General features: G+C 69.5%; 19 protein-coding genes. 9 read left to right on the top strand and 10 right to left on the bottom strand.

Going from position 1 to position 26527, the window contains the following annotated elements; all coding sequences use genetic code 11:
- From ASG37_RS04510 to bcsD, 4 genes are read left to right on the top strand one after another with little or no spacing between them, the layout of a single operon-like run.
- Positions 1–708 carry a cellulose synthase operon protein YhjQ/BcsQ gene (locus ASG37_RS04510; protein ID WP_055756444.1) on the top strand — a complete coding sequence of 236 codons (708 nt, stop codon included), beginning with the start codon at positions 1–3 and terminating at the stop codon, positions 706–708.
- Positions 705–5051, top strand: a complete 4347-nt coding sequence (gene bcsA / locus ASG37_RS04505; protein WP_055756442.1) for a UDP-forming cellulose synthase catalytic subunit — start codon at positions 705–707, stop codon at positions 5049–5051. The genes ASG37_RS04510 and bcsA overlap by 4 nt, the downstream gene beginning before the upstream one ends.
- Positions 5048–8281 carry a cellulose biosynthesis protein BcsC gene (locus ASG37_RS04500; protein WP_055756440.1) on the top strand — a complete coding sequence of 1078 codons (3234 nt, stop codon included), beginning with the start codon at positions 5048–5050 and terminating at the stop codon, positions 8279–8281. The genes bcsA and ASG37_RS04500 overlap by 4 nt, the downstream gene beginning before the upstream one ends.
- Positions 8278–8742 (top strand): cellulose biosynthesis protein BcsD, encoded by a 465-nt coding sequence (gene bcsD / locus ASG37_RS04495; RefSeq protein WP_055756438.1) that lies wholly within the window; start codon positions 8278–8280, stop codon positions 8740–8742. The genes ASG37_RS04500 and bcsD overlap by 4 nt, the downstream gene beginning before the upstream one ends.
- 40 nt (positions 8743–8782) lie before the next feature.
- On the opposite strand, the gene ASG37_RS04490 is transcribed toward bcsD, so the two are convergent.
- Genes ASG37_RS04490 through ASG37_RS04470 form a run of 5 tightly spaced genes read right to left on the bottom strand, consistent with a single transcriptional unit; the run spans position 8783 to position 14420 of the window.
- A complete protein-coding gene (locus tag ASG37_RS04490) occupies positions 8783–10108 on the bottom strand; it encodes an NAD(P)/FAD-dependent oxidoreductase (RefSeq protein WP_055756436.1) in 1326 nt (441 codons plus the stop codon).
- A gap of 43 nt (positions 10109–10151) precedes the next feature.
- Positions 10152–11357 (bottom strand): DUF1624 domain-containing protein, encoded by a 1206-nt coding sequence (locus ASG37_RS04485; RefSeq protein WP_082448337.1) that lies wholly within the window; start codon positions 11355–11357, stop codon positions 10152–10154.
- Positions 11358–11387: 30 nt separating this feature from the next.
- Positions 11388–11786, bottom strand: a complete 399-nt coding sequence (locus tag ASG37_RS04480; RefSeq protein ID WP_055757319.1) for a RidA family protein — start codon at positions 11784–11786, stop codon at positions 11388–11390.
- Positions 11786–12952: a DSD1 family PLP-dependent enzyme gene (locus tag ASG37_RS04475; protein WP_055757317.1), complete on the bottom strand. Its 1167-nt coding sequence runs from the start codon at positions 12950–12952 to the stop codon at positions 11786–11788. The genes ASG37_RS04480 and ASG37_RS04475 overlap by 1 nt, the downstream gene beginning before the upstream one ends.
- 40 nt (positions 12953–12992) lie before the next feature.
- Complete coding sequence (locus tag ASG37_RS04470) at positions 12993–14420, bottom strand: aldehyde dehydrogenase family protein (protein WP_055756434.1); 1428 nt, start codon at positions 14418–14420, stop codon at positions 12993–12995.
- A 357-nt stretch (positions 14421–14777) separates the two neighbouring features.
- Here ASG37_RS04470 and ASG37_RS04465 point away from each other — a divergent pair, with 357 nt between their 5' ends.
- A complete protein-coding gene (locus ASG37_RS04465; protein ID WP_055756432.1) occupies positions 14778–15440 on the top strand; it encodes a haloacid dehalogenase type II in 663 nt (220 codons plus the stop codon).
- 2 nt (positions 15441–15442) lie between these two features.
- Entirely contained in the window at positions 15443–16147 is a 705-nt protein-coding gene (locus tag ASG37_RS04460) for a cupin domain-containing protein (RefSeq protein ID WP_055756430.1), read from the top strand.
- A gap of 242 nt (positions 16148–16389) precedes the next feature.
- On the opposite strand, the gene ASG37_RS04455 is transcribed toward ASG37_RS04460, so the two are convergent.
- From ASG37_RS04455 to ASG37_RS04435, 5 genes are read right to left on the bottom strand one after another with little or no spacing between them, the layout of a single operon-like run.
- Positions 16390–18183 (bottom strand): ABC transporter ATP-binding protein, encoded by a 1794-nt coding sequence (locus ASG37_RS04455; protein ID WP_055756428.1) that lies wholly within the window; start codon positions 18181–18183, stop codon positions 16390–16392.
- Positions 18180–18977, bottom strand: a complete 798-nt coding sequence (locus ASG37_RS17830) for an ABC transporter permease (RefSeq protein WP_230769863.1) — start codon at positions 18975–18977, stop codon at positions 18180–18182. The genes ASG37_RS04455 and ASG37_RS17830 overlap by 4 nt, the downstream gene beginning before the upstream one ends.
- Positions 18974–19933 (bottom strand): ABC transporter permease, encoded by a 960-nt coding sequence (locus ASG37_RS17825; protein WP_055756427.1) that lies wholly within the window; start codon positions 19931–19933, stop codon positions 18974–18976. Before ASG37_RS17825 ends, ASG37_RS17830 begins: the two co-directional genes overlap by 4 nt.
- Entirely contained in the window at positions 19930–21456 is a 1527-nt protein-coding gene (locus ASG37_RS04440) for an ABC transporter substrate-binding protein (RefSeq protein ID WP_235525213.1), read from the bottom strand. The genes ASG37_RS17825 and ASG37_RS04440 overlap by 4 nt, the downstream gene beginning before the upstream one ends.
- Positions 21453–22838 (bottom strand): NAD(P)/FAD-dependent oxidoreductase, encoded by a 1386-nt coding sequence (locus ASG37_RS04435; RefSeq protein ID WP_235525212.1) that lies wholly within the window; start codon positions 22836–22838, stop codon positions 21453–21455. The genes ASG37_RS04440 and ASG37_RS04435 overlap by 4 nt, the downstream gene beginning before the upstream one ends.
- 236 nt (positions 22839–23074) lie before the next feature.
- On the opposite strand from ASG37_RS04435, the gene ASG37_RS04430 reads away from it, so the two are divergent.
- From ASG37_RS04430 to ASG37_RS04420, 3 genes are read left to right on the top strand one after another with little or no spacing between them, the layout of a single operon-like run.
- Positions 23075–23986 carry a GNAT family N-acetyltransferase gene (locus tag ASG37_RS04430; RefSeq protein WP_162233469.1) on the top strand — a complete coding sequence of 304 codons (912 nt, stop codon included), beginning with the start codon at positions 23075–23077 and terminating at the stop codon, positions 23984–23986.
- Positions 23980–25452 (top strand): NAD-dependent succinate-semialdehyde dehydrogenase, encoded by a 1473-nt coding sequence (locus ASG37_RS04425; RefSeq protein ID WP_055756423.1) that lies wholly within the window; start codon positions 23980–23982, stop codon positions 25450–25452. The genes ASG37_RS04430 and ASG37_RS04425 overlap by 7 nt, the downstream gene beginning before the upstream one ends.
- Positions 25449–26516: a tartrate dehydrogenase gene (locus tag ASG37_RS04420; RefSeq protein WP_055756421.1), complete on the top strand. Its 1068-nt coding sequence runs from the start codon at positions 25449–25451 to the stop codon at positions 26514–26516. Before ASG37_RS04425 ends, ASG37_RS04420 begins: the two co-directional genes overlap by 4 nt.
- Positions 26517–26527: the final 11 nt, after the last annotated feature.

Genomic DNA, 26527 nt, shown 5'->3' with positions numbered 1-26527 from the left:
ATGCCGCTGATCTTGTGCCATGCGCCCACCGGCGGCGTGGGGACGAGCTTCGTCGCCGCGCATCTCGCACTTGCTCTTGCCGCGCGGGGGCATCCGGTCGCGGCGGTGGACTTCACCCATGCCGATGCGCTCAAGCTGTTCTTCGGCATGTTGCCGACTCAGCCGGTGCCCGACATCGGCGAGGCCGACGACGAAGGCATCATCGTCGACGGCGTCGAGCTGCTCCAGGGCCATGGCTTCGTCCATGGCGGGCGGATGCGGCACGGCGGGCGCGGCGAGGGGGCGCTGCTGGGCGACCGGGTGGTGGTGGCCGATGTCGCCGCCGCCGATCTGACGGCGCGCGACGCGCTGCTGCCGCTGGCGGCGTTGCACCTGTGCGTGCTTATGCCGCAGCCGGTATCGCTCGCCGGACTGGCGCAGGTGCGGCCGGGAACGGCGGCGATCGACGTCGAATCGACTGGTTTCGTGCTCAACGGCGTCGACGATACCCGCAAATTGTCACGCCACAGCCAGCTTTTCCTGCGCGAACTGTTCGGCGACCGGATGATCGGCGCGATCCGCCGCGACGAGGCGGTGAACGAGGCGCTGGCATCGTTCCAGCCGATTGCCCGCTATGCGCCGCAGAGCGTCGTGCTGCCCGACCTCGCGGCACTGGCGATCGCGGTCGAGGCGCGGTGCGGATTGCAGGCGCGGGAGGACGCGGCGTGAAGCTCGCGGCGATCCCGCACCTGTTGCTGTTCGCGCTCGTCGCCCTGCTGGCGCTGATCGTGGTGACGGTGCCGCTCGACCTGCAGTCGCAATGGATTTTCGCCGGCGTCACCATCGTCGGCGCGATCGTGCTGGGGCGGATGCGGTCGCGCCGCGCGACATTGGTGCTGGCGCTGCTGTCGCTGATCGCGTCCACCCGCTATCTGTTCTGGCGGACGACGACGACGCTGTCGTTCGACGATCCGATCGGCGCGGTGCTGGGCATCGGCCTGTATCTTGCCGAGCTGTACGCCTGGGTCATCCTCGCGATCGGCATCGCCCAGACCGCATGGCCGATGGAACGCCAGGCGGTGGAACTACAGGGCGCCCCGGACGAGTGGCCGACCGTCGACGTCTATGTCCCGACCTATAACGAGGGCCTCGACATCGTGCGCAACACGGTGCTGGCGGCGATGGACATGGATTATCCGCGTGACCGGTTCCGCGTCTATCTGCTCGACGACGGGCGGCGGGCCGAGTTTCGCGCCTTCGCCCGGTCGGTCGGCTGCGGCTACATCACCCGGTCGGACAACAACCATGCCAAGGCGGGCAACCTGAATGCCGCGATGTCGCGCACCGACGGGTCGCTGATCGCGATCTTCGATTGCGACCATGTGCCGACGCGCGCCTTTCTCCAGATGACGGTCGGCTGGTTCCAGCGTGAGGCCAAGCTGGCGCTAGTCCAGACGCCGCATCATTTCTATTCGCCCGATCCGGTGCAGCGCAACCTGGGGTCGGTGAAGAACCTGCCGGGCGAGGGCGACCTGTTCTACGGCGCGGTGCAGCGCGGTAACGACCTGTGGAACGCCGCCTTCTTCTGCGGATCGTGCGCGATCATCCGCCGCGCGGCGCTGGCCGACACCGGCGGCTTCGCGTTCGAGACGGTGACGGAAGACGCGCACACCGCGCTGAAATTGCAGCGCAAGGGCTGGTCGACCGCCTATCTCGGCCTGCGGCTGTCGGCGGGGCTCGCGACCGAGCGGCTGGTGCTGCACATCGGCCAGCGCATCCGCTGGGCGCGCGGCATGACCCAGATCCTGCGGATCGACAATCCGCTATTCGGGCCGGGGCTGAGCGTGGCGCAGCGGCTTTGTTACCTGAACGCGATGCTGCATTTCCAGTTTCCGCTGCCGCGCATCGCCTTCCTCACCAGCCCGCTCGCCTATCTAATCCTCGGCGAGAACATCATCCATGCGTCAGCCTCGATGATCTTCGCCTATGCCGCCGCGCATCTCTATTGCTCGCAGGTGTCGGGCGCGCGGTTGCAGGGCGGCGACCGCCGGCCGCTGTGGGGCGAGGTGTACGAGACGATCCTCGCCTTCCACCTCGCCAAGCCGACGGTGTGGACGATGTTCAAACCGCGCGGCGGCAAGTTCAACGTGACCGACAAGGGGTCGCTGCTCGACCGCACCCATTTCGACACCGCGACGGTCCGGCCGCATCTGATCTGCATCGGCCTCGTCCTGTTCGGCATCGCCTTCGGCGTGGTGAAATGGTGGTTCTTCCCGCATTTGTTCAACATTCAGGGCGATACCTTGCTGCTCAACACCGTCTGGGCGGTCTTCAGCCTCGTCATCCTGCTGGCGGCGGTGTCGGTCGCGCGTGAGACGCGGCAGGTGCGCGAGCACATCCGCATCCCGGTCGAACTGCCGGGCACGCTCTATTTCGCCGACGGCCATGTCGTCGAGGCGCAGACCATCGACCTGTCGATGGGCGGCATCGCGATCGCCGCGCCCGAGGGCGTGGCGCTGCGCGAACGCGAAGTCACCCATGTCGCGCTGCCGATGGGGGACGAGATGCTGACGCTGCCGGTCCGGTTGCAGCGGATCGGCGGGCAGGTGGCCAACCTGCAATTCCAGGGACTCGACATGCTCCAGCAACGCCAACTGGTCCGCGCGGTGATGGGGCGCAGCGACGCCTGGGCCGAAGCCGCGCCACGGGCACCCGTGTCCACGCTCCAATCGCTGGGGGATATTGTGAAGGTCGATCTGCTGACGCTCAAGCGCCTGCTGGGCTTCAACCGTGCCGAACGGCGGCGCGAGCGTACCCGGCTGGCCACGTCGGCGAAGGCGGCGGCGATTGCCGTGCTGCTCGCGCTCGGCGCGACGATCGCTACGCCGCGCGCGGCGATCGCGCAGACGGTCGAGACGACCGAGGCACAGCCCGGCGTGCGCGGCGTGCGCGGCGTGCGGCAGGAGCGGCTGACCTTCCGCGACCTGCGCGTGCGCAGCGCGATCCGGCTGGCGGGCACGCGCGGCGAGATCGCCATCCCGTTCGGCCTGCGCGCCAACGAGGTCGTGACCGGCGCCAATCTGACGCTGACCTTCGCATGGTCGTCCGCGCTACTCGCCGATCTCAGCCAGTTGGTCGTGATCCTGAACGGCGAGGTCGTGCGGACCTTCCGCCTGTCGCCCGATGGTGCCGGCGGACAGCAGGTGACGATCCCGGTCAACCCCGCGCTGTTCCTGCCCGGCGACAACCAGTTGAACCTGCGGATGCTAGGCCATTACGCGCGCGACTGCGAGGACCCGTTCCACAGCTCGCTGTGGGCGAACGTCAGCAATACGCGATCGGCCTTCGACCTGACGATCCAGACGCTGCCGCTCGCCCCCGATCTGGCGCGGCTGCCCGCCCCGTTCTTCGACCGGGCGGACAATCTGCCGCTCAGCCTGCCGTTCGTGTTCGCCGGGCAACCGACCGACGGCGAGCTGGAGGCCGCGGCGAGCATGGCGTCGTGGTTCGGCCGCCTTGCCAGCTATCGCGGCTTCACCTTCAAGCCCAGCTTCGGCAGCGTGCCGCGCGGCAACGCGATCGTGTTCATGCGACCGGGGATGCGGATCGGCGGCTTTGTGCCGACCATCGCCGGTCCGTCGGCGATCGTCATCCGCAACCCGTATGATCCGTTCGGCGAGCTGTTGCTGGTGATGGGCCGTGACGCGCGCGAGCTGAAACAGGCCGCCGCCGCGCTGGCGGTGGGACGTGGCACGATCGGCGGCACGACCGCGCGGTTCGACGGCGTGCGCATCCCCACCTGGGAACGGTACGGCGCGCCGCGCTGGCTGCGCTCCGACCGGCCGGTGAAGCTGGGCGAACTGGTCGATCCGCGGACGCTTCAGGGCGTGGGTCTGCCGCCGGGGCCACTGACGGCGGGATTCCGCGCCGCGCCCGACCTGTTCTTCTGGCCGCGATCGGGCGCCCGGCTCGACCTCAACTATCGCTATCCGTCGGCGTCGTGGCTCGACCGGCGCGGCTCGCGGCTCGACGTGTCGATCAACAACCAGTATCTGCGCACCCTCCCGCTCGGCGGGGCGGGCTGGTGGCAGCGGCTGCTGGGGCAGGGCGACGGCGCGACGAGCAACGTCACCCGCGCGCAGGTCGACCTGCCGAGCTACAATCTGTTCGGCCAGAACGAACTGATCTTCGACTATAATCTGATCCTCGCCAACAAAAAGCGCTGCGAGGGGACGCTGCCCGACAATGTCCGGGTGGCGATCGACCCCGACAGCGCGATCGACCTGACCCATGCCTATCATGCGGCGCGGATGCCCTCGCTCGCGACCTTCGCCAATGCCGGCTATCCCTTCACGGTCAGCCCCGATCTGGCGGAAACGACGGTGTTGTTGCCCGCCAATGTCGATGCGGCGACGGTCGAGGCCTATCTGGTGCTGATGGGCCGGTTCGGCGATGCGACCGGTGCGGCGACGACGGCGGTATCGGTCGCGCGCGCCGGCTCGGCCGATACGCTGGCCGGGCGCGACGTGCTGGTCGTGGGGACGCCCGGCAACAATTTGTCGGACCTGTTCGCCGGTGCGCCGGTCGGCTTGCAGAACGGCCGCATCCGCGTGACCGAGCGCAATCTGGTCGAGCGGATCTTCGGGCTGATCTCGCCGTACGGCGATGCCGATGTCGATGCGACCAACGCCTATCTGACGACCGCCGATCGCTTCACCGGCTTCGTCAGCTTCCGCTCGCCCTATGATGCGGGGCGGACGGTGGTGGCGATGCTCGCGACCGATCCGACCGATCTGCCCGGGCTGGTGCAGGGGCTGGCCGACCAGCGCGTCAATGCGCAGGTGCAGGGCGACCTGTCGATCGCGACCGGGGATACGATGCGCAGCTTCGCGGTCGGCCAGAGCTATTGGAGCGGATCGCTGCCGGCATGGATGCGTGTCGCATGGTGGTTCAGCGAACGGCCGCTGCTGATGGGGCTGAGCGGGTTGCTGGTCGCGATCCTGCTCGCCGGGCCGCTCTACCTGCTGCTCAAGCGGCAACAGGCCAAGCGACTGGGGGAGAACAAGGCATGATCCGCCGCGCGACCATCGGCCTGCTGCTGGCGCAGGCGGCGCTGTGCATGCCCGCCATCGCCCAGCCCGGCGTCGCCCCGTTGTTGCAGCAGGGCCGCTATTGGCAGGGCAAGGGGCGTGCCGATCTCGCGCGCACCGCCTATCGCCGGGTGCTGGCGCTCGATCCGGGTAACGAGGAGGCACGGCGCGCGCTGCGCGGGCCGACGACACCCACACCCGCGCCGGCACCGGTGCAGAACGTCGTCGTGCCACAGGTCCGCCTGCAACCGGCCACCGCGCCGGTCGCCGTGTCTGAACCCGCGCCGCGCCGGGCCGCGCCGGCTCCCGTCGATCGCGGCGGCGATGCGCGCGCTGCCGGGTTCCGCGCGCTCGATGCCGGGCAATTGGGGCAGGCCGAACGGCTGTTCGAACGCGCGCTGGCGGCCAATGGCAATGACGGCGATGCGTCGGGCGGGCTGGGTATCGTCCGGCTGCGCCAGTCGCGCTTCGCCGATGCCGCACGGTTGCTGGGGCGCGCATCGTCGCGCGGCAACGCGGCGCGCTGGTCGGAGGCGCTCGATTCGGCACGGTTCTTCGCCGGGCTGGCCGATGCGCGCGGCAAGCTGGAGCGTGGCGATGTGACCGGCGCGCAAGCCGATGCCGAACAGCTCGCCCGCCTGCCGGTGCGCGACCGGGGGCCGGCGCTGGCACTGCTCGCCGACATCTACGAACGGCAGGGGCGCTATGCCGATGCCGCCGACCTCGCGCGCCAGGCGGGTGCAGCCGGCGGCAGCGAGACGCAGTTGCAGGTGCGCGTCGCCCGCGATCAGGCGTTGCAGGCGGCACAGCGCGGCGACACGCAGCAGGCGGAGGCGCAGTTCCAGCGCGGGCTGCAGGTCGACCAGAGCGATCCGTGGATCCGCTATGAATTCGCCCGCTACCTGCTGGCGCGCGGCCGCGTACCCGAGGCCGATTCGCTGATCCAGTCGCTCCAGACGATCGGGTCGGGCGATGCCAATTACGCGGCGGCGATGCTCCACGCGCAACTGGGCCGCCAGACCCAGGCGAACGCGCTGCTCGCCCGCATTCCCGAAGGGCAGCGCACCGCCGCGATCCGCCGGTTCGCGGGGCAGTTGACCGTCGACGCCGCCATCGCCCGCGCCCGCACGATCGCAGGCCAGGGACGGAATGGCGAGGCGGTGGCGGCGCTGCGCGGCATCGGCGAGACGCCGGGGCTGTCGGCGGCATCGCTCTCCGGGGTGGCGGGCGCACTCGACGAACTAGGCGACAGCGCGGGGGCGATGCCGCTGGCGCAGCGCGCGCTGGCCGCCACGCCCGCCAGTCCCGCCGAATATGAACCGATCGTCCGTATCTTCGCGCGTGGTGGGGCGGATGCCTCGGTCGCCGACGCCATCGCCCGCGCGCGCAGCGCCGCCACCGGATCGGCCGGCGGCGAGGCGGAAGTCGCCCGGCTACAGGCGATCGCGGCGGCGGGACAGGCCGACCGGCTGCGCCTCGCCGGGCAATATGCCCCGGCGTTCGACCTGTTGCAGCAGGCATGGACCGCCGCCCCCAACGAACCGGAGGTGCTCGGAGCGCTCGCCCGACTGTACCAGTCGGGCAACATGGCATCGCAGGCGGCACAGACCTATCAACTGGTGCTGGCACGCAATCCGCGCGACAAGGGTGCGCTCACCGGGCTGATCGGCGCGGCCGGGGCGGCGGGCGATCACGACCTCGCGGTCGCGACCGTCGAGCGGGCATTGCAGGCCTATCCCGACGATCCGCAAATCTATGCGGCGGCGGGCCAGATGGAACAGGCGCGCGGCGACAGCGGCGCGGCACGACGCTATCTGCGGCGTGGCGAGGCGGCCTATGCCACGCGCGGCGGGGCGGGGCAGGCGGTGAATGGGGGCAATCCGTTCGCGGGCGGCCCGGCCAGCAGCAACCCGTTCCGGGCGATGGAAGCGGCGGCGGCCCCGGCGGCCGCGACCAATCCGTTCACGCTGAGCGGCGGCAGGATCCCCGCCGCCCCGCGTGGCGGCATGGCGACCCCGGCGGCCATCGTCCCGGCGGCGGCGATCGGCGATCCCGAACTCGCCCGGCTGCGCGCGCAGATCGCCAGCCAGGTCGGCGACAGCGGTCCGCGTGCGGAAATGACGCTCGGCTACCGCGAACGATCGGGCGAGACGGGGCTGAGCGGCCTGCGCGAACTGTCGGGCACCGCGCGGGTTTCGACCAGCGTCGGCGGCGGGCGCATCGCCCTGTCGGCCACGCCGGTGGTGATCGATTCGGGGCGGCCGACCGGGTCGGCGCTGGCCCGCTTCGGCCGCAATGCCACCGCCGAGGCCGAGGCGATCGTCGCCGAGGAACTCTCGCGGCTCGCGCAGGCGGAGACGCAACATGCCTCGGGCGTGGCGGTGCAGGCGAGCTACGACAGCCCCGCCATCCGGATCGAGATTGGCACGACCCCCCTCGGCTTCGACGATACCAAGGTGACATGGGGTTTCACCGCCCGCCCGCGCCTGTCGAACACCGTGTCGGCGCAAGGCTGGGTCCGCAGCGAGGCGGTGGGCGACAGTATCGTCTCCTATGCCGGCACGCGCGATCCGGTGACGGGCGCGCGCTGGGGACAGGTGATGCGCACCGGCGGCGGCGCGTCGCTGTCGTGGGACCGCGAGGGCACCGGCATCTACGGCGACATCTCGGGCTTTCGCTATGCCGGCGACAATGTGCGCGACAATCGCGGCTATCAGGCGAATGTCGGCGGCTATCTCCCGCTTTACCGCGACGGCAGCTCGACGTTCACCGGCGGCGTCAACATCAACTGGCAGGCATTCGACAACAACCAGAATTTCTTCACCTTCGGCCATGGCGGCTATTTCAGCCCGCAGAGTTTCCTGAGCATGAGCCTGCCGCTGCGCTACACCTATTCGGACAATCGCTGGGAGGCGCGGCTGGGCGGCGCGCCGGGCTATCAGAGCTTCGAACAGGACCGTGCGCCGATCTATCCGACCGATCCGACGGCGCAGGCGGCACTCGATGCGCTGAAGGCGAGCAACAGCGACGTGCGCTCCTATTACGACAGCCTGAGCGTCACCGGTTTCGCCTTTGCAGCCGACGGTTCGCTCTATTACCGTATCACGCCGAACACGCGGGTGGGGGCTACCGCCAGCGTCAATACGTTCGGAACCTATGACGAATATCGCTCGACCTTCGAGCTGCGTCAGTCGCTGGGAAGGGACAGATGACCGCCATGCCGCTGTGGGCGACCGAAACCGCCACCGAAACCTGTGCTTCCGCGCTGCTGCTCGGCGGGATCGCCGCCGAGATCGGCGCCACCGCGCCGCGCGGGCAGCAGGCCGCTTTCTACCGCGCGGTCGGCGCGCGCATCGCCGCGATCCATCCGGTCGACATGGTCGACGACCTGTCGGGGCTGGCGACGGTCGTGAACCGGGTGTGGCTCGAATATAATTGCGGGCAGGCGCAGTTCGACATGGCGGCGGACGGCATCCTCATCACCCACAGCGGCGCGGTCCGCAACCTCGCGCCGGTGCTGGGCCATGCGACCGAAGCGGTGATGCGCCCGGTGTTGGAGGGCGTGTACGACGGCTGGCTGCGCTCGCTGGGCAGCGGACGCGGCGTCGCGACATGGACCTTGTCGTGGAGCGAGGGCGAGGTGCGGCTGAAACACGGATTGCGCGGGGCATAGCGCCGGTCCGGAAATGCGTCTCAACGCATTTTCAGACCGTTTAGAAATCCGCGACCTTGCCCCATGCCGACGCGCGGAACCGATCGGGGTGATAGGGGCGCGGATCGACGATCGGGGTGGCGCCGCTCACAATATCGGCGATCAGATGTCCCGCCCCCGGACCGATGCCAAAGCCGTGCCCGCTGAACCCGGCGGCCAGCACCAGCCCGGGCAGCGTATCGACCTCGCCGATGCCCGGCACGCCATCGGGCGTGCTGTCGACATAGCCCGCCCACGCCCCCGTCACCGCACGGTCGGCAAGGCGCGGCATCACCGCCAGCGCCCGGGCGTGAGTGCGCGCCACCGTCGCCTTGTCGGGCGCGGGATCGAGGATGCGCATCGCCTCCATCGGCGTCGGCCGGTCGAGCTTCCAGCGCGCGACCCGCTCGTGGCCCGACTTCATCCCTTCCAGCCCGCCGGGCGACAGCTTGCGCCAGCGTCGCAGGAACATCGGCACGAACTGGGTCGAGAAGCGCAGGAACTGCGGCGTCGGATCGACCTTGCCGCTGCCGCTGATCGACAGCGTGTAGCCGCCATCGCCCCGCCTGGTCATCGACACGAAGTCGCTGTGCATCGCCGGCGGAAACACGTCCTCGCCCGGGCCGACCGCCATCACCGTCTGACGGATCGTCGCCTGCGGAAAGCGGATGCCATATTGATAGCAGAACGACGATGCCCATGCGCCCGCCGACAGGACCGCGACCTTGGTGCGGATCACGCCGCGTTCGGTGACGACGCCCGAAAGCCGTCCGCCCTCGGTCTCCAGCCCGCGCACCGCGCACCCCTGATGCACCGTCCCGCCCAGCGCCATGATCGCACGCGCGACCGCAGGCGCAGCGCGCGACGGATCGGCGGTGCCGTCGGTGGGGGAGAAGACCCCGCCTTTCCACGGCTTGTTGCCGAAACGCCCGCGTTCGCTCGCTTCCGCCGACGACAGCATGTGGGTGGCGACGCCGACGGTCTGCGCGAAATCGCGCCACCGCGCCCAGCCCTCGATCTCCGCCTCGTTGTCGCTGAGATACAGGAGGCCGCAGCGGCTGAACCCCGTCGCCTCGCCGGTGTCGGCGCCGAACTGCTCCCACAGGTCGAGCGCCTTGGTCGCCATCGGCAGTTCGCGCGCGTCGCGGTTCTGCTGGCGGCACCAGCCCCAGTTGCGGCTCGACTGTTCGGCGCCGATTCGGCCCTTTTCGACCAGTGCGACCTTCAACCCGCGTTTGGCCAGGTAATAAGCGGTGAAGCTGCCGACGATGCCCCCGCCGATCACCACCACATCGGCGGTCTCGGGCAGGTCGGGGGTCGAATCGACGAACGTCAGCGGTGCGGGCATTCGAACGGGCTCCAGCGGCAGAGAACGGGGATGGGGGGCAGGCTCAGAGATATTTGAGCCAGCGAATGTCCTTGCGACGCTTCTTGAGGTTCGCGAACCAGCGCGTCGGGAAATAGAGCGGCACGATCATCGCGATCCACAACAGCCAGATCCACCCGAGCGATGGCAGGCCGAAAACCTCGCCGTGGTTCGTGCCCCAGATCGCGCGCGCGCCCAGATACATCGCGCGCAGGACATAGAGGTGGAACAGGTAGAAGAACATCGGTGCGCCGCCCAGCACCGCCAGCCATCCGGTCACCCGCGCATCGGCGATCCGGTCGAACAGCGCGAGCAGCAGCAGGCCGAAGCCGAGCGTCGCCAGAACGTACAGCAGCGACGGCGGATATTTGGTCAGCGCGAGGAAGCTCATCACGGTGCGCAGCGACGAATCCGGCACCACGAACCACGGCGTGTCGCCATAGACATTCGCGAAGCGCAGCGCGACGCAGGCCGCCAGCATGGCGAAGCCGGCGCGCGCCAGCGTCCGCCCCCGTGCCGCGACGTCGCCGCGCGCGAACCATGGCCCGGCGGTCCAGCCGAGGCAGATGACACCGATCCACGGCAGCACCGGATAGCTGAACCGGATCGGCAGTCCGCCGATGGTGATCGTGCCGCGTTCGTGCAGCAGCGACCAGATGGCGTAGAAGGGATGTTCGGGCGGCGGCACGATCGGATCGAGCAGGTTGTGCCCGGCGACGATCGCCACGCCGATCGCGGCGATCACGATATGCGGCAGGCGGATCAGCCCGGCCAGCACGATCATGCTGAGGCCGATCGCCCAGATGACCTGCAGATAGACGATCGTCGGCGGAAATTCCGCGCGCCACTGAAAATTGACGACGGTCAGTTCGAGCAGGACGAGGAAGAACCCGCGCTTGAGCAGGAAGGCGGTCGTCTGCGACGTGCTGTGCTTCTGCGCATAGAGATAGGCGCCCAGCCCGGTGAGGGCGACGAAGACCGGCGCACAGATCTGGCTGGTCAGGCGGCTGAAGAAGCTGGCGGGCGAGACGGTCAGCGCGTCGACCGGATCGCCGATCGGCACCCACAGGAAAAACCCCTCGCGCACATGGTCGAGCAGCATCAGCACCATGACGAACCCGCGCAGCGCGTCGATGCCGAGCAGTCGCGCTCCTGCCGCCGGCTTCGCGATCGCGAAGCGGTGGCTGGTAGTGCCGGAGGAAGGGAGGCCGTCGGTCGGGATGCTCGCCATGGCGGGGTCCATCGTTACAAGAGTTGGCATTCAGGCGTCGGCCAGCCACGCGACCGCGTCGACCTCGACCAGATAGCCATAGTGGAGTTCGGGCACCGGCACGACGCTCCGCGCCGGGCGGGCATCGCCCAATCGCGCGGCATAGACCGCGTTGAACCGCGGCCAATGCTCGACGCCGACGATATAGGCGGTGACGCGGACCAGATGCGCGGGCGTCCCCCCGGCGGCGGTCAGGATCGCCAGCAGGTTGTCGATCGCCTGCGCCGCCTGCGTCTCGAACGTCATGTCGTCCAGCGGCGCTCCGTCGGCGCGGATCGGCAACTGGCCCGAGATATGGAGCAGATCGCCCGCGCGGACGGCCTGCGCATAATGGCCGGCGGGCAAGGGGGCGTCGGCGGTCAGCACCGGATGGATCACAGGGTCGGCCATCACCATCCTCCGAAGCGCGACCATGTCGCGACGACCGCCGGATCGTCGCCGTGGACGACATGATAGCCGGGATGCTGCGCGGCGGTCGAACAGGCGTGGTTGGGCAACACCCGCACCCGGTCGCCGATCGCCAGCGGCGGCAGGGTGCCGTTCGATCCCGGGCGCACGGTGATGATGCCGTGTTCCTGGTTCGCATCGGCGAGGATCAGGTCGGGAAAGGGGGTGCCGTCCACCATGCAGACGACGCCATAGCCCTGATCGACCGGCTGTTTCGCAGTGCCGCGATCGCGCGACATCGCCATCCAGCCCGCGTCGATCAGGATCCAGCCCTTTTCCTTCTGGAAGCCGATGACCGTGCCGAGCACCGACAGCGCAATGTCGTCGATCGCGCACAGGCCGATGCCGTGCATCACGAGGTCGAAGAACACGAACACGCCCGCCCGCACCTCGGTCACGCCGGTCAGGTCGGTGGCGAAATGCGCGGTCGGGGTCGATCCGATGCTGACGACCGGGCAGGAAAAGCCGGCCGCGCGCAGCGTCGCCGCCGCATCGACAACGCTCCGGCGCTCCGCTTCGGCAAGGCGGCGCAGCTCGTCATGGCCGCGCGCGGCATAGCTGCCGCCGGCATGGGTCATCACCCCGCGCAGGTCGCCACCCTCGACCAGTGCGCCCGCGATCGCCAGCAGCGCGGAACTGTCGCCCGGCAACACGCCCGAGCGATGCCCGTCGCAGTCGATCTCGATCAGCGCGGGGATCGCCACGCCCGCCGCGCGCGATGCCGCCGCGACGGCGCGGGCCTGTTCGACCGTGTCGAGTACCACCGCGACATCGACGCCGCGCGCGCGCAGCGCCAGCACGCGCGGCAGTTTGTCGGGGGCGATGCCGACCGCATAGATCAGGTCGCGCACCCCGGCGTCGGCGAACTGCTCTGCCTCTTTGAGCGTCGAGACGGTGGCCGGTCCCTCGGGCGTCTCCATCACCCGGCCTGCGACCTCGACCGACTTGCCGGTCTTGAGGTGCGGGCGCAACGTCACGCCCAGCGTCGCCAGATGCGCCTTCAGCCGGGCGATGTTGCGGTCCATGCGATCGCTGTCGAGGACGAGACACGGCGTCTCGACCGTCGCCAGCGTCGGGCCGGTATCGGTGGTGGGGGCGGGGGCAACCATGGGTTCGTCCTGTATCACGCGGTCTCTTTCCTTTGTCGGATCAGGCAAGGATCGCCTTGGTTTCGAGATATTCCTCGAATCCGTGGACGCCGTATTCACGGCCGTTGCCCGATTGCTTGTAGCCGCCGAACGGCGCGTGCGCGGTCCATGCGGGGGAATTGATATGCACCTGTCCCGCGCGGATGCGCCGGGCCACCGCCTGCGCGCGCGCCGGGTCGCCCGACTGGACGTGCGCGCCAAGGCCATAGACGGTGTCGTTCGCGATCCCGATCGCTGCTTCCTCGTCGGCATAGGGCAGGATGCACAGGACGGGTCCGAAAATCTCCTCGCGCGCGATCGTCATCGTAGGGGTCACGTTGGAAAAGATCGTCGGCCGGGCATAATAGCCGCGGTTGAGATCGGCGGGGCGGCCGGGACCGCCGCAGATCAGCCGTGCGCCTTCGGCCATGCCGGTTTCGATCATCGCCTGAACCCGGCGATGCTGTGCGGCGTTGGCGATCGGTCCCATCGTCGTCGTATCGTCGAGCGGCGCGCCGACGCGCCATTGCCCCGCCGCTTCGATCGCCAGCGCCTCGACCTCGGCCAGCCGGTGGGCGGGCACCAGCAGCCGGGTCGGCGCGCTGCACGACTGGCCGACGTTGCGCATCCCCGCCATCACCCCGCGCGGCACGGCGGCGGCGAAATCGGCATCGTCGAGGAAGAGGTTGGGCGACTTGCCGCCCAGTTCCTGCACTACGCGCTTGACGCTGACCGCCGCCGCCTGCGCCACCAGCACGCCCGCGCGGGTCGATCCGGTGATCGAGATCATCGCGACGTCGGGATGCGCCGACAGCGCCGCACCGACGACCTCGCCGGTGCCGTTGACCAGGTTGAACACGCCCGCCGGGCACCCCGCATCGTGCATCACCTGCGCGAACAACAGCGCGCTGTACGGCGACAATTCGCTGGGTTTGAGCACTACCGGGCAGCCGGCGGCGAGCGCGGGGGCGACCTTGGCGGTGATCTGGTACAGTGGCCAGTTCCACGGGGTGATGAGCGCGGCGACGCCGATCGCTTCCTTGACCGTCGTGAAGCCTTCGTCTGGCCGTTCGAAACGATACTGCTCCAGCACCTCGATCTGCGCGCGGACATGCGCGATGGCGAAGGGCACCTGCGACGCGCGGGCGAAGCTGATCGCCGCGCCCATCTCGGTCGCGATCGCGCGTGCGAAACTCTCGGCGCGTTCCTCCAGCAAGGCGGCGATCCGGCCAAGCAGCGCGATCCGGTCGGCAACCGGCGATGCGGCGAAGGCGGGAAAGGCACGCACCCCGGCGGCGATCGCGCGGTCGACGTCGGCGGCGGACCCGGCGGCGATCGCGCCGATCGACGTTTCGGTCGCCGGATCGACCACCGCGATCGGCGTGGCCGGCGCGATCGGCTCCCGCCAGTCGCCGTCGATGTAGAAGTATCCGGTCCTGTCCTCGGTCATGCCCACCCCACCCGGAACCGTGCCGCCCCACCGACGGCAACGGGTCCATTGTCCGCTTCAGTCTATGCGCAATATCCGGCAGACGCTTCCGAAATGGCCGGGGCAAACGGCATTCCTGCCCCGCCGCGCGGCCCGGCACGGTGCAATCGGTTCGCAGCGACGCGGCCGGTCACATCCGACATTCCGGACGGTACTGTTATATCGCCGCCCGGCGCGGCACCGCACGGCAGATTATGCCGGAGCGGGCGGATCGTCGTGGCGACCACGCTTTCGATTCCGGCGAATCAAGTGCTTCTGCCGCCCGGACGGCGCCAATATCGCGGTCGTTGTTCAACATCATGGCAAGGGGGGCCGACGGTGCTTCGTCCAAAATACATCACTTTCGATTGCTACGGCACGCTGATCTATTTTGAGATGGCGCCGGTCGCCCGGCGACTCTACGCCGATCGTATCGCGCCGGAAGCGATGGACCAGTTCTGCGCCGATTTCTCCGCCTATCGGCTCGACGAGGTGCTGGGCGCATGGAAGCCGTATCGCGACGTCGTCGAAGGGTCGCTGCGCCGCACCTGCAAACGCTGGGGCATCGAATATCGCGATACGGACACGGCCGACGTCTATGCCGCCGTGCCGACATGGGGTCCGCACCCGGACGTGATCGAACCGCTCAAGCGCGTCGCCGCCGAATATCCGCTGGTCATCCTGTCCAATTCGATGATCGACCTGATCCCGGCCAGCGTAGAGCGGCTGGAGGCGCCGTTCCACGCGGTCTACACCGCCGAGGAAGCACAGGCGTACAAGCCGCGGATGCAGGCGTTCGAATATATGTTCGACCGGCTCGGCTGTGGACCCGAGGACATCCTGCATGTCTCGTCCAGCTTTCGCTACGACCTGATGACCGCGTACGACCTGGGGATCAAGGACAAGGCGTTCGTCAACCGCGGCCACGAACCGCTCAACAGCTATTATCAGGTAAACGACATTCCGAGCATCGCCGGACTGCCGGGACTGGTCGGGCTGTGAGCGTGGAGGGCGACACCCGGGTCCGGTCGTTCGTCGACCTGCGCGCCTTCGCCGATACCGCGCACCCCCCCGCCACCGGCGACTACCGCACTGCCCGTGCAGCACTGCCGCTGGCCGGGGGGCCGTGCGGCGTCGACCTGCTCGCGCTCGACGGTGGCACGGGAACGGTCGACGGGCTGCCGGGCGACGAGTTCGTGATCGTGCTGGCGGGATCGCTGCGGCTGGGCGGGGTGACGCTGGCGGCGGATGCCTGCGCGGTGGTTCCCGCCGGGGTCGCCTTCGACTGGCAGGCCGCGCCCGGAACCCGCGCGCTGACGATGCGCCATGCGATCGGCACCGCCGCCGCCGACACGGTCGTGCCGATCGATACGGCGGCGGCGCTCACCCCCTCCAACCCGCCGCTCGCCGAGCTGCTGGTCGGACCGACGCCGTCGTGCCGCAACCATACCGATTATCTGTCGAGCGACGGCGTGTTCATCTGCGGCACGTGGGATTCGACCCCCTATCACCGCACGACGATGCGCTATCGTCATCACGAACTGATGTACCTGCTGCAAGGCAGCGTCACCTTCGTCGACGAGAGCGGGGCGAGCGCGACCTTTTCGACGGGCGACATTTTCCTGCTCGAACATGGTGCGCAGTGTTCGTGGGACAGCAAGGTGGACGTGAAGAAGGTCTATGCGATCTGGCGGCCGGCGGTCGCCTGAACCCGGGCCGGACCGACAGTCAGCGAAATGCCACTCCAAGATGCTCCCCTCCCTGGAAGGGAGGGGTTGGGGGGTGGGTTGGCCGGTTGTGGAGCGCTTACGTTTCCTCTCGGGCCGACCCACCCCCGGCCCCTCCCTTGTCAGGGAGGGGAGGTGCATGTGCCGGCGTCTGGTCGAATGTCGATCTATCCCCGCCAGCCGGAAAGGGGGTGTCGGTGGTTCCGGCACCCCCGTTCCGGTGGTCAGGCGGGCGTCAGCATCTCCACTGACCGGTGGCAGAAGACACGCCGGTCGTCCTCGATCAGCATCGGCGGCATTTCGGCGGCACAGGCGTCGATCGCCATCGGGCAGCGCGGCTGAAAACTGCACCCTTGCGCGCGCATGCGTGCTCCGCCGGCGGCACCCGCGTCGCGCGCGGGCGTTTCCTCCAGCCAGCCGGGGCGGAGTTCGGGCACCGACGCGGTCAGCAACCGTGTATAGGGATGGTGGGCACCATGCCCCAGTCCGTCCCGCGTCACCCGTTCGGCGACGCGCCCGGCATAGAGCACCAGCACGTCGTCGCTGATCGCGCGCACGATCTCCAGGTCATGGGTGATGAACATATAGGCGAGGCCGAGTTCGCGGCGCAATTCGATCAGCAGGTCGAGCACCGCTTCGGCGACCACCGGGTCCAGCGCCGAGGTCACTTCGTCGCACAGTAGCAGGTCGGGCCGCGCGGCAAGCGCCCGGGCAAGGTTCACGCGCTGTTTCTGGCCGCCCGACAACTCGCCCGGCAGCCGCCCCGCCAGCGCGGCGGGCAGGCGGACGAGGTCGAGCAGTCGCGCGACTTCCGCCCGCGCCGACCGGCGGTCCAGCCCGTGATAGAAGGCGAGGGGGCGGGCGATCGCCGCGCCCACCCTGACCGCCGGGTTCAGCGCGGTGTCGGCGCTCTGGAACACCATCTGCACCCGGCGCAGCTCGTCGCGCGACCGCCGCCGCACGATCGGCGAGAGCGGTCGCCCGTCGAGCAGGATGCGCCCGGCGGTCGGCGGATGCAGCCCGGCGGCGACCCGCGCCAGCGTGCTTTTGCCGCACCCCGATTCGCCGATCACGCCCAGCACCTGTCCGCGCCGAATCGACACGTCGATCCCGTCGAGGATGCGGGTGCGCGGAGTGCCGTCGTGGTTGGTGCCGCCATAGCCCGCGACCACGCCCCACAGTTCGAGCAGCGGGCGGTCGTCGACCAACGCCGGCGCCACGGCGGGCGCGCGCGGCGCGGCGGCGGCGACCAGTGCGCGGCTATAGTCGTGGCGTGGCGCGAACAGTATCTGGTCGGTCGGTCCTAGTTCCTGCACCTCGCCGCCGCGCAGCACCGCGATGCGATCGGCGATCTGCGCCACTACCGACAGGTCGTGGGTGACATAGACGGCGGTGGTGCCAAGATCGCGCACCGCATCCTTGAACGCTTTCAGCACCTCGATCTGGGTCGTCACGTCGAGCGCGGTGGTCGGCTCGTCGAAGATCACCAGCTTGGGATCGGTGATGAGCGCCATCGCCGCCATCAGCCGCTGGAGCTGTCCGCCCGAGACCTGGTGCGGATAGCGCGCGCCGACGCCGTCGGGATCGGGCAGCGCGAGGCGGCGGAACAACGCCTTCGCCTTTTCCTCGGCGGCAGCACGGTCGAGCGTGCCGTGGATCAGCGCGGGTTCGATCACCTGCGCCATGATCGTCAGCGACGGGTTGAACGCTGCGGCCGCACTCTGCGCGACATAGGCGACGGTGCGCCCGCGCAACCCCCGCAGCGTATCGGCATCGGCGCCGTCGAGCCGTATCCCCGCGACCTCGATCTCGCCGCCCGCGATGTGGCAGCCGGGGCGGGCATAGCCCATCAGCGACAGCGCGATCGTCGTCTTGCCCGACCCCGACTCACCGATCAGCGCCAGCACCTCGCCCGGTGCCACCGACAGGGTGGCGTCGGGAACGATCACGATCTCGCGCCCGTCGTCGCCGGTGGCGGTGATGCGCAGATGCTCGATACGCGCGAGTGGCGCGGTCATCGCCGCCGCCGTCCGGGAAGGGAATCGATCAACAGGTTCATCCCGATGGTAAGAGAGGCGATCGCCACCGCCGGAAACAGCACGGCGGCCGCGCCGAACCCCAGCCCGGCGATATTCTCGCGGACCAGCGCGCCCAGATCGGCCTGCGGCGGCTGCACGCCCAGCCCCAGGAACGACAGTCCGCTGAGCAGCAGCACGACGAAGACGAAGCGCAACCCGAAATCGGCGGCGAGCGGCCCGGTGACGTTGGGCAGCACCTCGCGCACCACGATATAGGGCAGGCGTTCGCCGCGCGCGCGCGCGGCGGCGACGAAGTCGAGCGCCATGACCCCCATCGCCAGCGACCGCGCGGTGCGGAACGCGCCGGGGGTATAGATCACCGCCAGCGTGCCGATCAGCACCGGGATCGACGCGCCGGTGGCGGCGATCACCACCAATGCGAACATCAGGCTGGGGATCGCGATCACGATGTCGAACGCCCGCGACAGCAGCACGTCGATCCACCCGCCCGCCGCCGCCGCGAGGCCCAGCAGGATGCCGGTCGCCGCCGCGATGGCGGTCGCGACGAACGCGACGAACACCGTGTAGCGCGCGCCGACCAGCAACCGGCTGAGCATGTCGCGACCGAGATAGTCGGTCCCCAGCGGAAAGGCGCGGCTGATCCCGCCGAACACGTCGAGATCGACGACCTCACCCACGCCATGCGGCGCGATGGCCGGGCCGACCAGCGCCACCGCCAGCCACAGCGCCACCAGCACCAGCCCGATCCGGCCGCTTGGTCCCAGCCCCCTCACCGGTGGCGCAATCGTGGATTGGCGAGGATCGCGACGACGTCGGCGGTCGTGACCAGTAGCAGATAGGCGATGCAGAAGATGATCGCCACCGTCTGCACCAGCGGCAGGTCGCGGGTGGCCACCGCATCGACCATCAGTCGCGCGACCCCCGGATAGTTGAAGATGATTTCGACCACGATCACGCCCCCCAGCAAGGTCGACAGGCTGAGCGCGATCGCATTGGCGATCGGCCCGACGGCATTGGGCAACGCATGGCGCAGCACGACGCGGGCGGGCGAACACCCCTTCAGCCGCGCCGCTTCGGCATAGGAGGTGTCGAGCGCGTCGATCACCGCCGCGCGGGTCATCCGCACCATCTGCGCCATCACGAAACACGCAAGGCTGAACACCGGCAGCGCGAACACCCGCAGCAGATCCCACATCGAATGCACGTCGCGCGTCGACGATAGCGCGGGCAGCCAGCGCAGCGTGACCGCGAACAGCATCACCGCCAGTGTCGCGATCAGGAATTCGGGGACCGACACGACGCCGATCGTCGCGATGCTGATCGCGCGGTCGAACGCGGTCCCGCGCTTCACCGCCGCGACGATGCCGAGCAGCAGCGCGAGCGGCACCGATACCAGCGCGGTCAGCCCGGCGAGCGTCAGCGAATTGCCGAGCCGCGCCGCGATCATCTCCCAGACCGGCAGTCCGGTGATGAGCGACCGCCCCGGATCGCCGACGAGCACGCCACCCGCCCAGTCGAGGTAGCGCGCCCATGCCGGCTGGTCGAGGTGCATCGCGGCGCGAAGCCCCGCCAGCGCCTCGGGCGTGGCGCTCTGCCCCAGAATGGCTTCGGCCACGTCGCCTTCCATGAGCTGGGCGATACCGAACACCGCCAGCGACACGAAGAACAGCGTTATCAGCGACGCACCGATCCGGCGCGCGGTCAGCGATACGAGCGGCGGCACGGTCATGCGCCTTCCAGCCAGACATGCGCGGCGAAATCGAACCCCATCAATCCCCCCTGCGGCATCGGGCGCAGCCCCTTCACGCGCGGGCTGTGCGCGTCGAGCAGGCTGAGGAACAGCGGAATGCCGACCCCCGCATGGTCGTGGACCAGATGCTGCATCTCGCCGTACAGCGACTTGCGGCGCGCCTCGTCGGTTTCACCACGCGCTTCGACCAGCAGGCGGTCGAACCGCGCATTGCGCCACCCGCTTTCGTTCCACGCGGCGTCGGACGCGAAGAACTGGGTGAAGCTGATGTCGGCGGTCGGGCGCGGGTTGGTGTTGCCGAACCCCAGCGGGACCTTCATCCAACTGTTGGTCCAATAGCCGTCGGACGGCACCCGGCGTATGTCGAAGTCGATGCCCGCGCGGCGGCCCGCGTCCTGGATCAGCACCGCCATGTCGTCCGATTTGTCGGCGGCGGTCGAGGTGACGATCGGCACCTGCGCGCCGATCAGCCCGGCCCGGCGGAAATGGAACCGGGCGCGCTCGGGATCGAACGGGCGTTGCGGCACGCTGGGGTCGTAATAGGGATTGGTCGGGGCGATCGGCTGATCGTTGCCGATCGTCGCATAGCCGCGAAAGATCGCGGTGCGCATCGTCTCGCGGTCGAGCAGCAGTTTCATCCCTGCGACGAAATCGGGGTTGTTGCCCGGTGCCCGGTCGACCCGGACGATCAGGTTGGTGTAGCCGCTCGACTTGGTTTCCAGAAGCTCGAACCCCGCGCCGGTCAGATGGCGCGCCATGCGCGGGTTGATCGCGTGGATCAGGTCGACGTCGCCCGACAGCAGCGCGTTGATTCGCGCGCTGTCGTCGGGGATCGCGAACAGCTCGACCTCACCCAGCCGGACCGGGCCGCGCCAATAGTCGTCGAACCGCGCCGCGATCGAGCGGACGCCGGGGGCGAATTCGATCATCCGCATCGGCCCGGTGCCGATCGGGCGGTGAAATTCGCGCGTGCCGTCGCGGATGATCTGAAACTGCTGGATGCCGAGGATCGTCGGCAGGTCGGCGTTGGGGCTTTTCAACACCACGCGCACCCGGTCGGGACCGTCGGCGACGACCGAGGCGAACTGTTCGGCGAACACCCGCGCCTTCGATCCGACACCGGGGTCGAGGTGACGGCGCAGCGAATAGACGACATCGGCGACGGTGAGCGGCGACCCGTCGTGGAAGCGCACGCCCTTGCGCAACCGGATCGACCAGTCGCGCGCGTCGGCCGTCTCGATCGCCTCGGCCAGTGCCGGTTCCGGGCGGAACTGCGCGTCGAGCCGGGTCAGCCCGTCATAGACCATCGCGCAGCGGCAGAAATCGGTGACGACCGTCTGGCGCGCCGGGTCCATCGTGTCGGCGGTCGAGCTGACCGCGACGGCGACGCGCAGCCGCCCGCCGGCAGGTTCGGGTTTCGCCGGTTCGAATCCGCACGCGCCGAGGCCGAGCGACAGCCCGCCGCCGCCGAGCAGGCGGATCGCGTCACGCCGCCCGATCAATGCCGCCAGTCCTGATACCGGTAATAGGCACCGACCGCGGGCAGGAACCATGGCGGTCCGAAATGCCCCGGCACGGCGGGCCATGGCAGGGCATGGAACGGATTTTCGTCCACGGAGCGCGCGCCGCCGATGATCCGCGCCATGGTTTCGCCCATCAGCAACGACATCTGCGTGCCGTGCCCGCTATAGCCCAGCGCATAGAATACGCCGTCGCGTTCCCCGGCGCGCGGCAACCGGTCGGCGGTCAGGTCGACGATACCGCCCCAGGTGTGGGTGATGCGGGTATCGGCCAGTTGCGGAAAGATGCGCCGCATCCCGGCTTGCAGGACTTCGCCGCTGCGCAGGTCGCTGCGCGGGCTGGACAGGGCGAAGCGCGCCCGCCCGCCGAAGATCAGCCGATCGTCGGCGGTCAGCCGGAAATAATTGCCGATGTTGCGGGTCGTCGTCCCGTTGCGCCGCCCCGGCAGGATGGTGCGAGCCAACGCGCCCAGCGGCTCGGTCGCGACGATGAAGCTACCGATCGGGACGATCCGCCGGCGCAGCCACGCGAACGGCCCGGCCATCGACGCGCCGGTCGCCAGCAGCACCGCGTCCGCCTCGATCGTGCCGCGCGGGGTCGTCAGCCGGTGGCGGCCGCTGGGCAGCCGCGTCATCGCGGTCAGCGGCGCATCCTCGAACAGTCTCGCGCCGTGGCGCACCGCCGCGTCGGCCAGTCCGGCGGCGAACCGTCCCATGTGGAGCGACGCGCTGCGCGGGAATACCAGCCCCCCGTGAAAGGCGTCCGATCCGATCTCGCCGGCAAGCTCCGCGCGCGACAGCAGTCGCAGGTCGGGTTCGACCGTCTGCGCCAGCACCTCGGCGGCGCGGGCCAGCTTGGCGGCGTGTTCGGGCTTGTCGGCCAGCTTCAGCTTGCCGTTGCGGGTGAAGTCGCAGGCGATGTGCTCTTCGGTCACGATCGCCTCGACCCGGTCGACCCCGGCGTCGAACGCGCGGTAGAGCGCGGTGGCGCGCTCGATCCCGAACCGGGCGATCAGCGCCGCCATGTCGCCGGCGATGCCGTTGTTGCACTGCCCGCCGTTGCGCCCCGAAGCCTCGCCCGCGATGCGGCCCGCCTCGATCACCACGACGTCGGTCCCCGCCAGCGCCAGCGTTCGCGCCGCCGCCAGCCCGGTGAAGCCGCCGCCCACGACCACCACCGACGCGCGCGTCGGCAGCGGGCCCGGTTCGGCCCGTGCGAAGCGCTCGCCGCTGTCCAGCCAATAGGATTCCAGCTTCATCGCGTGTCCGGCTTCCCCCGCCGGGGCACCAGCACCCCGTTGCGGCATAATCTGCTCGAACCGCACCGGCATCGATAGGGGATAGTTGCGCCGGTCGTCGGTCATCTATGCTGAACCTTCCCCACGGGACCGCACAGCGTACCGCGCCCTGCGGGTTCGCGACCCGTTCGCGGATCGGGGCAGCATCGGCCTGCAATGGTGATGAAACCACTGGCGCAGCCGGACGTGCGGCAGGATATTCCGGGCGGAGCGGCGTTTCCGCGCGATATGATGCCGTCGCTTCCCTCGCGCGGCACCTCCTGCGCCGGGGCACGGGCTATAGCAGGGCGAGAGAGACAGCGATGGAACGCGAGACGATGCAGACAAGTGCCGCCCCCGAGCCCGCCCCCGCGGAGAGCCGCACCATGCGGTTGCGCCCGATGACGCAGGAGGACATCGACGGCGTCCACCGGTTGTCGAAGGGCGAGCAATGGCCGCACCGCGTCGAGGATCTGGCCGACATGCTGGCGGTCGGCACCGGCACCGTCGCCGAACTGAACGGCGAGGTCGTCGCCACGACGATGTGGTGGCGCGCGGGACCGGCGATCGCGACGCTGGGCATGGTGATCGTGTCGCGTCGGCACCGGGGCGCGGGAATCGGGCGGATCATGATGGACGCGGTGCTCGACCAGATCGCCGCCGCGCTCGGCCCCGATGCCGCGATCCAGCTCAACGCGACCGAGGACGGGTTGCCGCTCTATCGCAAGCTGGGCTTTTCGGGGGTGGGGGAAATCCTCCAGCATCAAGGCGCGGCGTTTCAGGCGCCGCTGGTCCCGCTGGGGCCGGGCGAGCGGCTGCGCCCGATGGGCGAGCGCGACGGCGCGGTGGTCGATGCGCTGGTCCGCGCGGGCAGCGGGCTGGACCGTCCGGCGGTGATGACCGTGCTGCGCGACAAGGCGCATGGCGTGGTGCTGACGCACGGTGACGAGGTAAGCGGGGTCGCGCTGTTCCGCCGGTTCGGCCGGGGCTATGTCGTGGGGCCGGTGATCGCGCCTGACGTGACCCGCGCCAAGGCGCTGATCGCCCAGTGGATCGGGTCGCGCAGCGGCGAGTTCATCCGCCTCGACATCCATGGCGACAGCGGGCTGGGGCCGTGGCTGGAGGAACTGGGGCTGGTTCGGGTCGGGCGCGTGGTGACGATGGTCCGGGGTGGCGAGCCGGTCGCCGCCGCGCCCGCCACGTCGTTCGCGATCGTGAGCCAGGCGCTATGCTGAGCATCGCAGACCTGCGCGCGAGCGGGCTGCTGGTCGAGGCGATGCGGATCGGCGATCGCTGGTGCGGCGCGGCGGACGGCGGCACGCTCGACGTCACCGATCCCGCGACCGGCGCGACGATCGGCACCGTTCCGGCGGCGGGCACGGTCGATACCGATGCGGCGATCGCCGCCGCCGCCGCCGCGCTGCCGGCATGGCGGCGACGCACCGCCGACGACCGCGCGACGCTGCTCGAAGCATGGCATGCGGCGATCCTCGCCCATGCCGATGGGCTGGCGGCGATCATGACCGCCGAACAGGGTAAGCCGATCGCCGAGGCCAAGGGCGAGATCGGCTATGCCGCCAGTTTCGTCAAATGGTTCGCGGGCGAAGGCCGGCGGATCGCGGGGCACATGATCCCGGCGCCGAGCGGCGACCGCCGTATCCTCGCGACGCGCGAACCGGTCGGCGTCTGTGCGGCGATCACCCCGTGGAATTTCCCGGCGGCGATGATTACCCGCAAGGTAGCGCCCGCGCTGGCGGCGGGCTGCACCGTCGTCATCAAGCCTTCCGAACTGACCCCGTTCACTGCGCTGGCGCTGGTCCGGCTGGCCGAACGTGCGGGGATGCCGCCGGGCGTCGTCAACATCGTCACCGGATTGCCGCAAGCGATCGGCGCGGCACTGACCGCCTCGCCGGTCGTGCGCAAGCTGTCGTTCACCGGATCGACGCGGGTCGGATCGCTGCTGATGCGGCAGTCGGCCGATACGCTCAAGCGGCTCAGCCTCGAACTGGGCGGCAACGCGCCGTTCATCGTGTTCGACGACGCCGATGTCGATGCGGCGGTGGCGGGCGCGATGCTCAGCAAGTTCCGCAACGCCGGGCAGACCTGCGTCTGCGCCAACCGCCTGCTGGTGCAGAACGGCATCCACGACGCCTTCGTCGCGAAGCTGGGCGAGGCGGTGCGCGCGCTCACGGTCGGCGACGGGCGGACGGCGGGGGTGACGATCGGACCGCTCATCAACGCCGCCGCCTGTGCCAAGGTCGCCGATCATGTCGCCGACGCGCTGGACAAGGGCGCGCGGATCGCCGCCGCGCCCGACGATGCGCGCGACGACGATCGCTTCGCGCGTCCGGTCGTGCTGACCGGGGCCACCGCCGACATGCGGCTGGCGTCGGAGGAGACGTTCGGCCCGGTCGCCCCGGTGTTCCGCTTCACTCACGAAGCGGAGGCGGTGGCGCTGGCCAATGCCACGCCGTTCGGCCTCGCCAGCTATTTCTACACCAACGACCTGCACCGCGCATGGCGCGTCGGCGAGGCGCTGGAGTTCGGCATGGTCGGGCTGAACACCGGCACGCTGGCGATGGAAATGGCCCCGTTCGGCGGGATCAAGGCCTCGGGTCTCGGCCGCGAGGGCGGGCGCGAAGGCATCGACGAATATCTGGAAACCAAGGCGTTTCACTGGGGAGGGTTGCAAGGCTCGTGAAAAACTATCGGATCGCGGTGATTCCCGGCGACGGGATCGGCAAGGAAGTCGTGCCCGAGGGGATTCGCGCGCTCGAAGCCGCTGCCGCCGCGTACGGGTTCACCGTCGAGCAGCAATGGCATGATTTCGCGAGCTGCGACTATTACGTCCGCCACGGACGAATGATGCCCGAGGACTGGAAGGCGCGGATCGGCGATGTCGATGCGATCTTCTTCGGCGCGGTCGGCTGGCCCGATACGGTGCCCGACCATATCTCGCTGTGGGATTCGCTGATCCAGTTCCGTCGCGAATATGACCAGTACGTCAATCTGCGCCCCGCGCGGCTGATGCCCGGCGTGCCGTGTCCGCTGGCCGGGCGCAAGCCGGGCGACATCGACATGATGATCGTGCGCGAGAATACCGAGGGCGAATATTCCGCGATCGGCGGCACCGCCTTTCCCGGCACCGACCGCGAGGTGGTGTTGCAGGAAACGATCATGACCCGCACCGGCACCGACCGCATCCTGCGCTATGCCTTCGACCTCGCGCAGCAGCGGCCCGCCAAACATCTGACGTCGGCGACCAAATCCAACGGCATCGCCATCACCATGCCGTGGTGGGACAGCCGCGTGGTGGAGATGGCGGCACGCTACCCGGACGTGCGGACCGACAAATATCATATCGACATCCTTGCCGCGCAGTTCGTGATGAACCCCGACCGGTTCGACGTGGTGGTCGCATCCAACCTGTTCGGCGACATCCTCTCCGACCTTGGCCCCGCATGTACCGGCACCATCGGCATCGCGCCGTGCGGCAACATCAACCCCGACCGGTCGGTCCCCTCGCTGTTCGAGCCGGTCCACGGGTCCGCTCCCGACATAGCCGGGCAGGGGATCGCCAACCCGATCGGCCAGATCTGGTGCGCGGCGATGCTGCTCGACCACGTCGGCGAACATACCGCCGCCGCGTCGATCGTCACCGCGATCGAAACCGTGCTGGCGAGCGAAACCGGCCGGACCCGCGACCTGAAGGGCACCGCCTCGACCATCGATTGCGGCAAGGCGGTGGCGGCGGCGATCGGCTAGGGCCGATCGAC

The sequence above is a fragment of the Sphingomonas sp. Leaf407 genome (assembly GCF_001425385.1).
Lineage (GTDB): Bacteria > Pseudomonadota > Alphaproteobacteria > Sphingomonadales > Sphingomonadaceae > Sphingomonas.
This window is presented reverse-complemented; position numbering and strand designations above follow the sequence as displayed.

Excerpts from the sequence above, each read along its gene's own strand:
- ASG37_RS04430 (WP_162233469.1), top strand. The coding sequence starts at position 23,075 with ATGGAACGCGAGACGATGCAGACAAGTGCCGCCCCCGAGCCCGCCCCC.
- ASG37_RS04470 (WP_055756434.1), bottom strand. The coding sequence starts at position 14,420 with ATGACCGAGGACAGGACCGGATACTTCTACATCGACGGCGACTGGCGG.
- ASG37_RS04510 (WP_055756444.1), top strand. The coding sequence starts at position 1 with ATGCCGCTGATCTTGTGCCATGCGCCCACCGGCGGCGTGGGGACGAGC.
- ASG37_RS04485 (WP_082448337.1), bottom strand. The coding sequence starts at position 11,357 with ATGGCGAGCATCCCGACCGACGGCCTCCCTTCCTCCGGCACTACCAGC.
- ASG37_RS04475 (WP_055757317.1), bottom strand. The coding sequence starts at position 12,952 with ATGGTTGCCCCCGCCCCCACCACCGATACCGGCCCGACGCTGGCGACG.
- ASG37_RS04500 (WP_055756440.1), top strand. The coding sequence starts at position 5,048 with ATGATCCGCCGCGCGACCATCGGCCTGCTGCTGGCGCAGGCGGCGCTG.
- bcsD (WP_055756438.1), top strand. The coding sequence starts at position 8,278 with ATGACCGCCATGCCGCTGTGGGCGACCGAAACCGCCACCGAAACCTGT.
- ASG37_RS04455 (WP_055756428.1), bottom strand. The coding sequence starts at position 18,183 with ATGACCGCGCCACTCGCGCGTATCGAGCATCTGCGCATCACCGCCACC.
- ASG37_RS17825 (WP_055756427.1), bottom strand. The coding sequence starts at position 19,933 with ATGACCGTGCCGCCGCTCGTATCGCTGACCGCGCGCCGGATCGGTGCG.
- ASG37_RS04435 (WP_235525212.1), bottom strand. The coding sequence starts at position 22,838 with ATGACCGACGACCGGCGCAACTATCCCCTATCGATGCCGGTGCGGTTC.
- ASG37_RS04490 (WP_055756436.1), bottom strand. The coding sequence starts at position 10,108 with ATGCCCGCACCGCTGACGTTCGTCGATTCGACCCCCGACCTGCCCGAG.
- ASG37_RS04480 (WP_055757319.1), bottom strand. The coding sequence starts at position 11,786 with ATGGCCGACCCTGTGATCCATCCGGTGCTGACCGCCGACGCCCCCTTG.
- ASG37_RS04425 (WP_055756423.1), top strand. The coding sequence starts at position 23,980 with ATGCTGAGCATCGCAGACCTGCGCGCGAGCGGGCTGCTGGTCGAGGCG.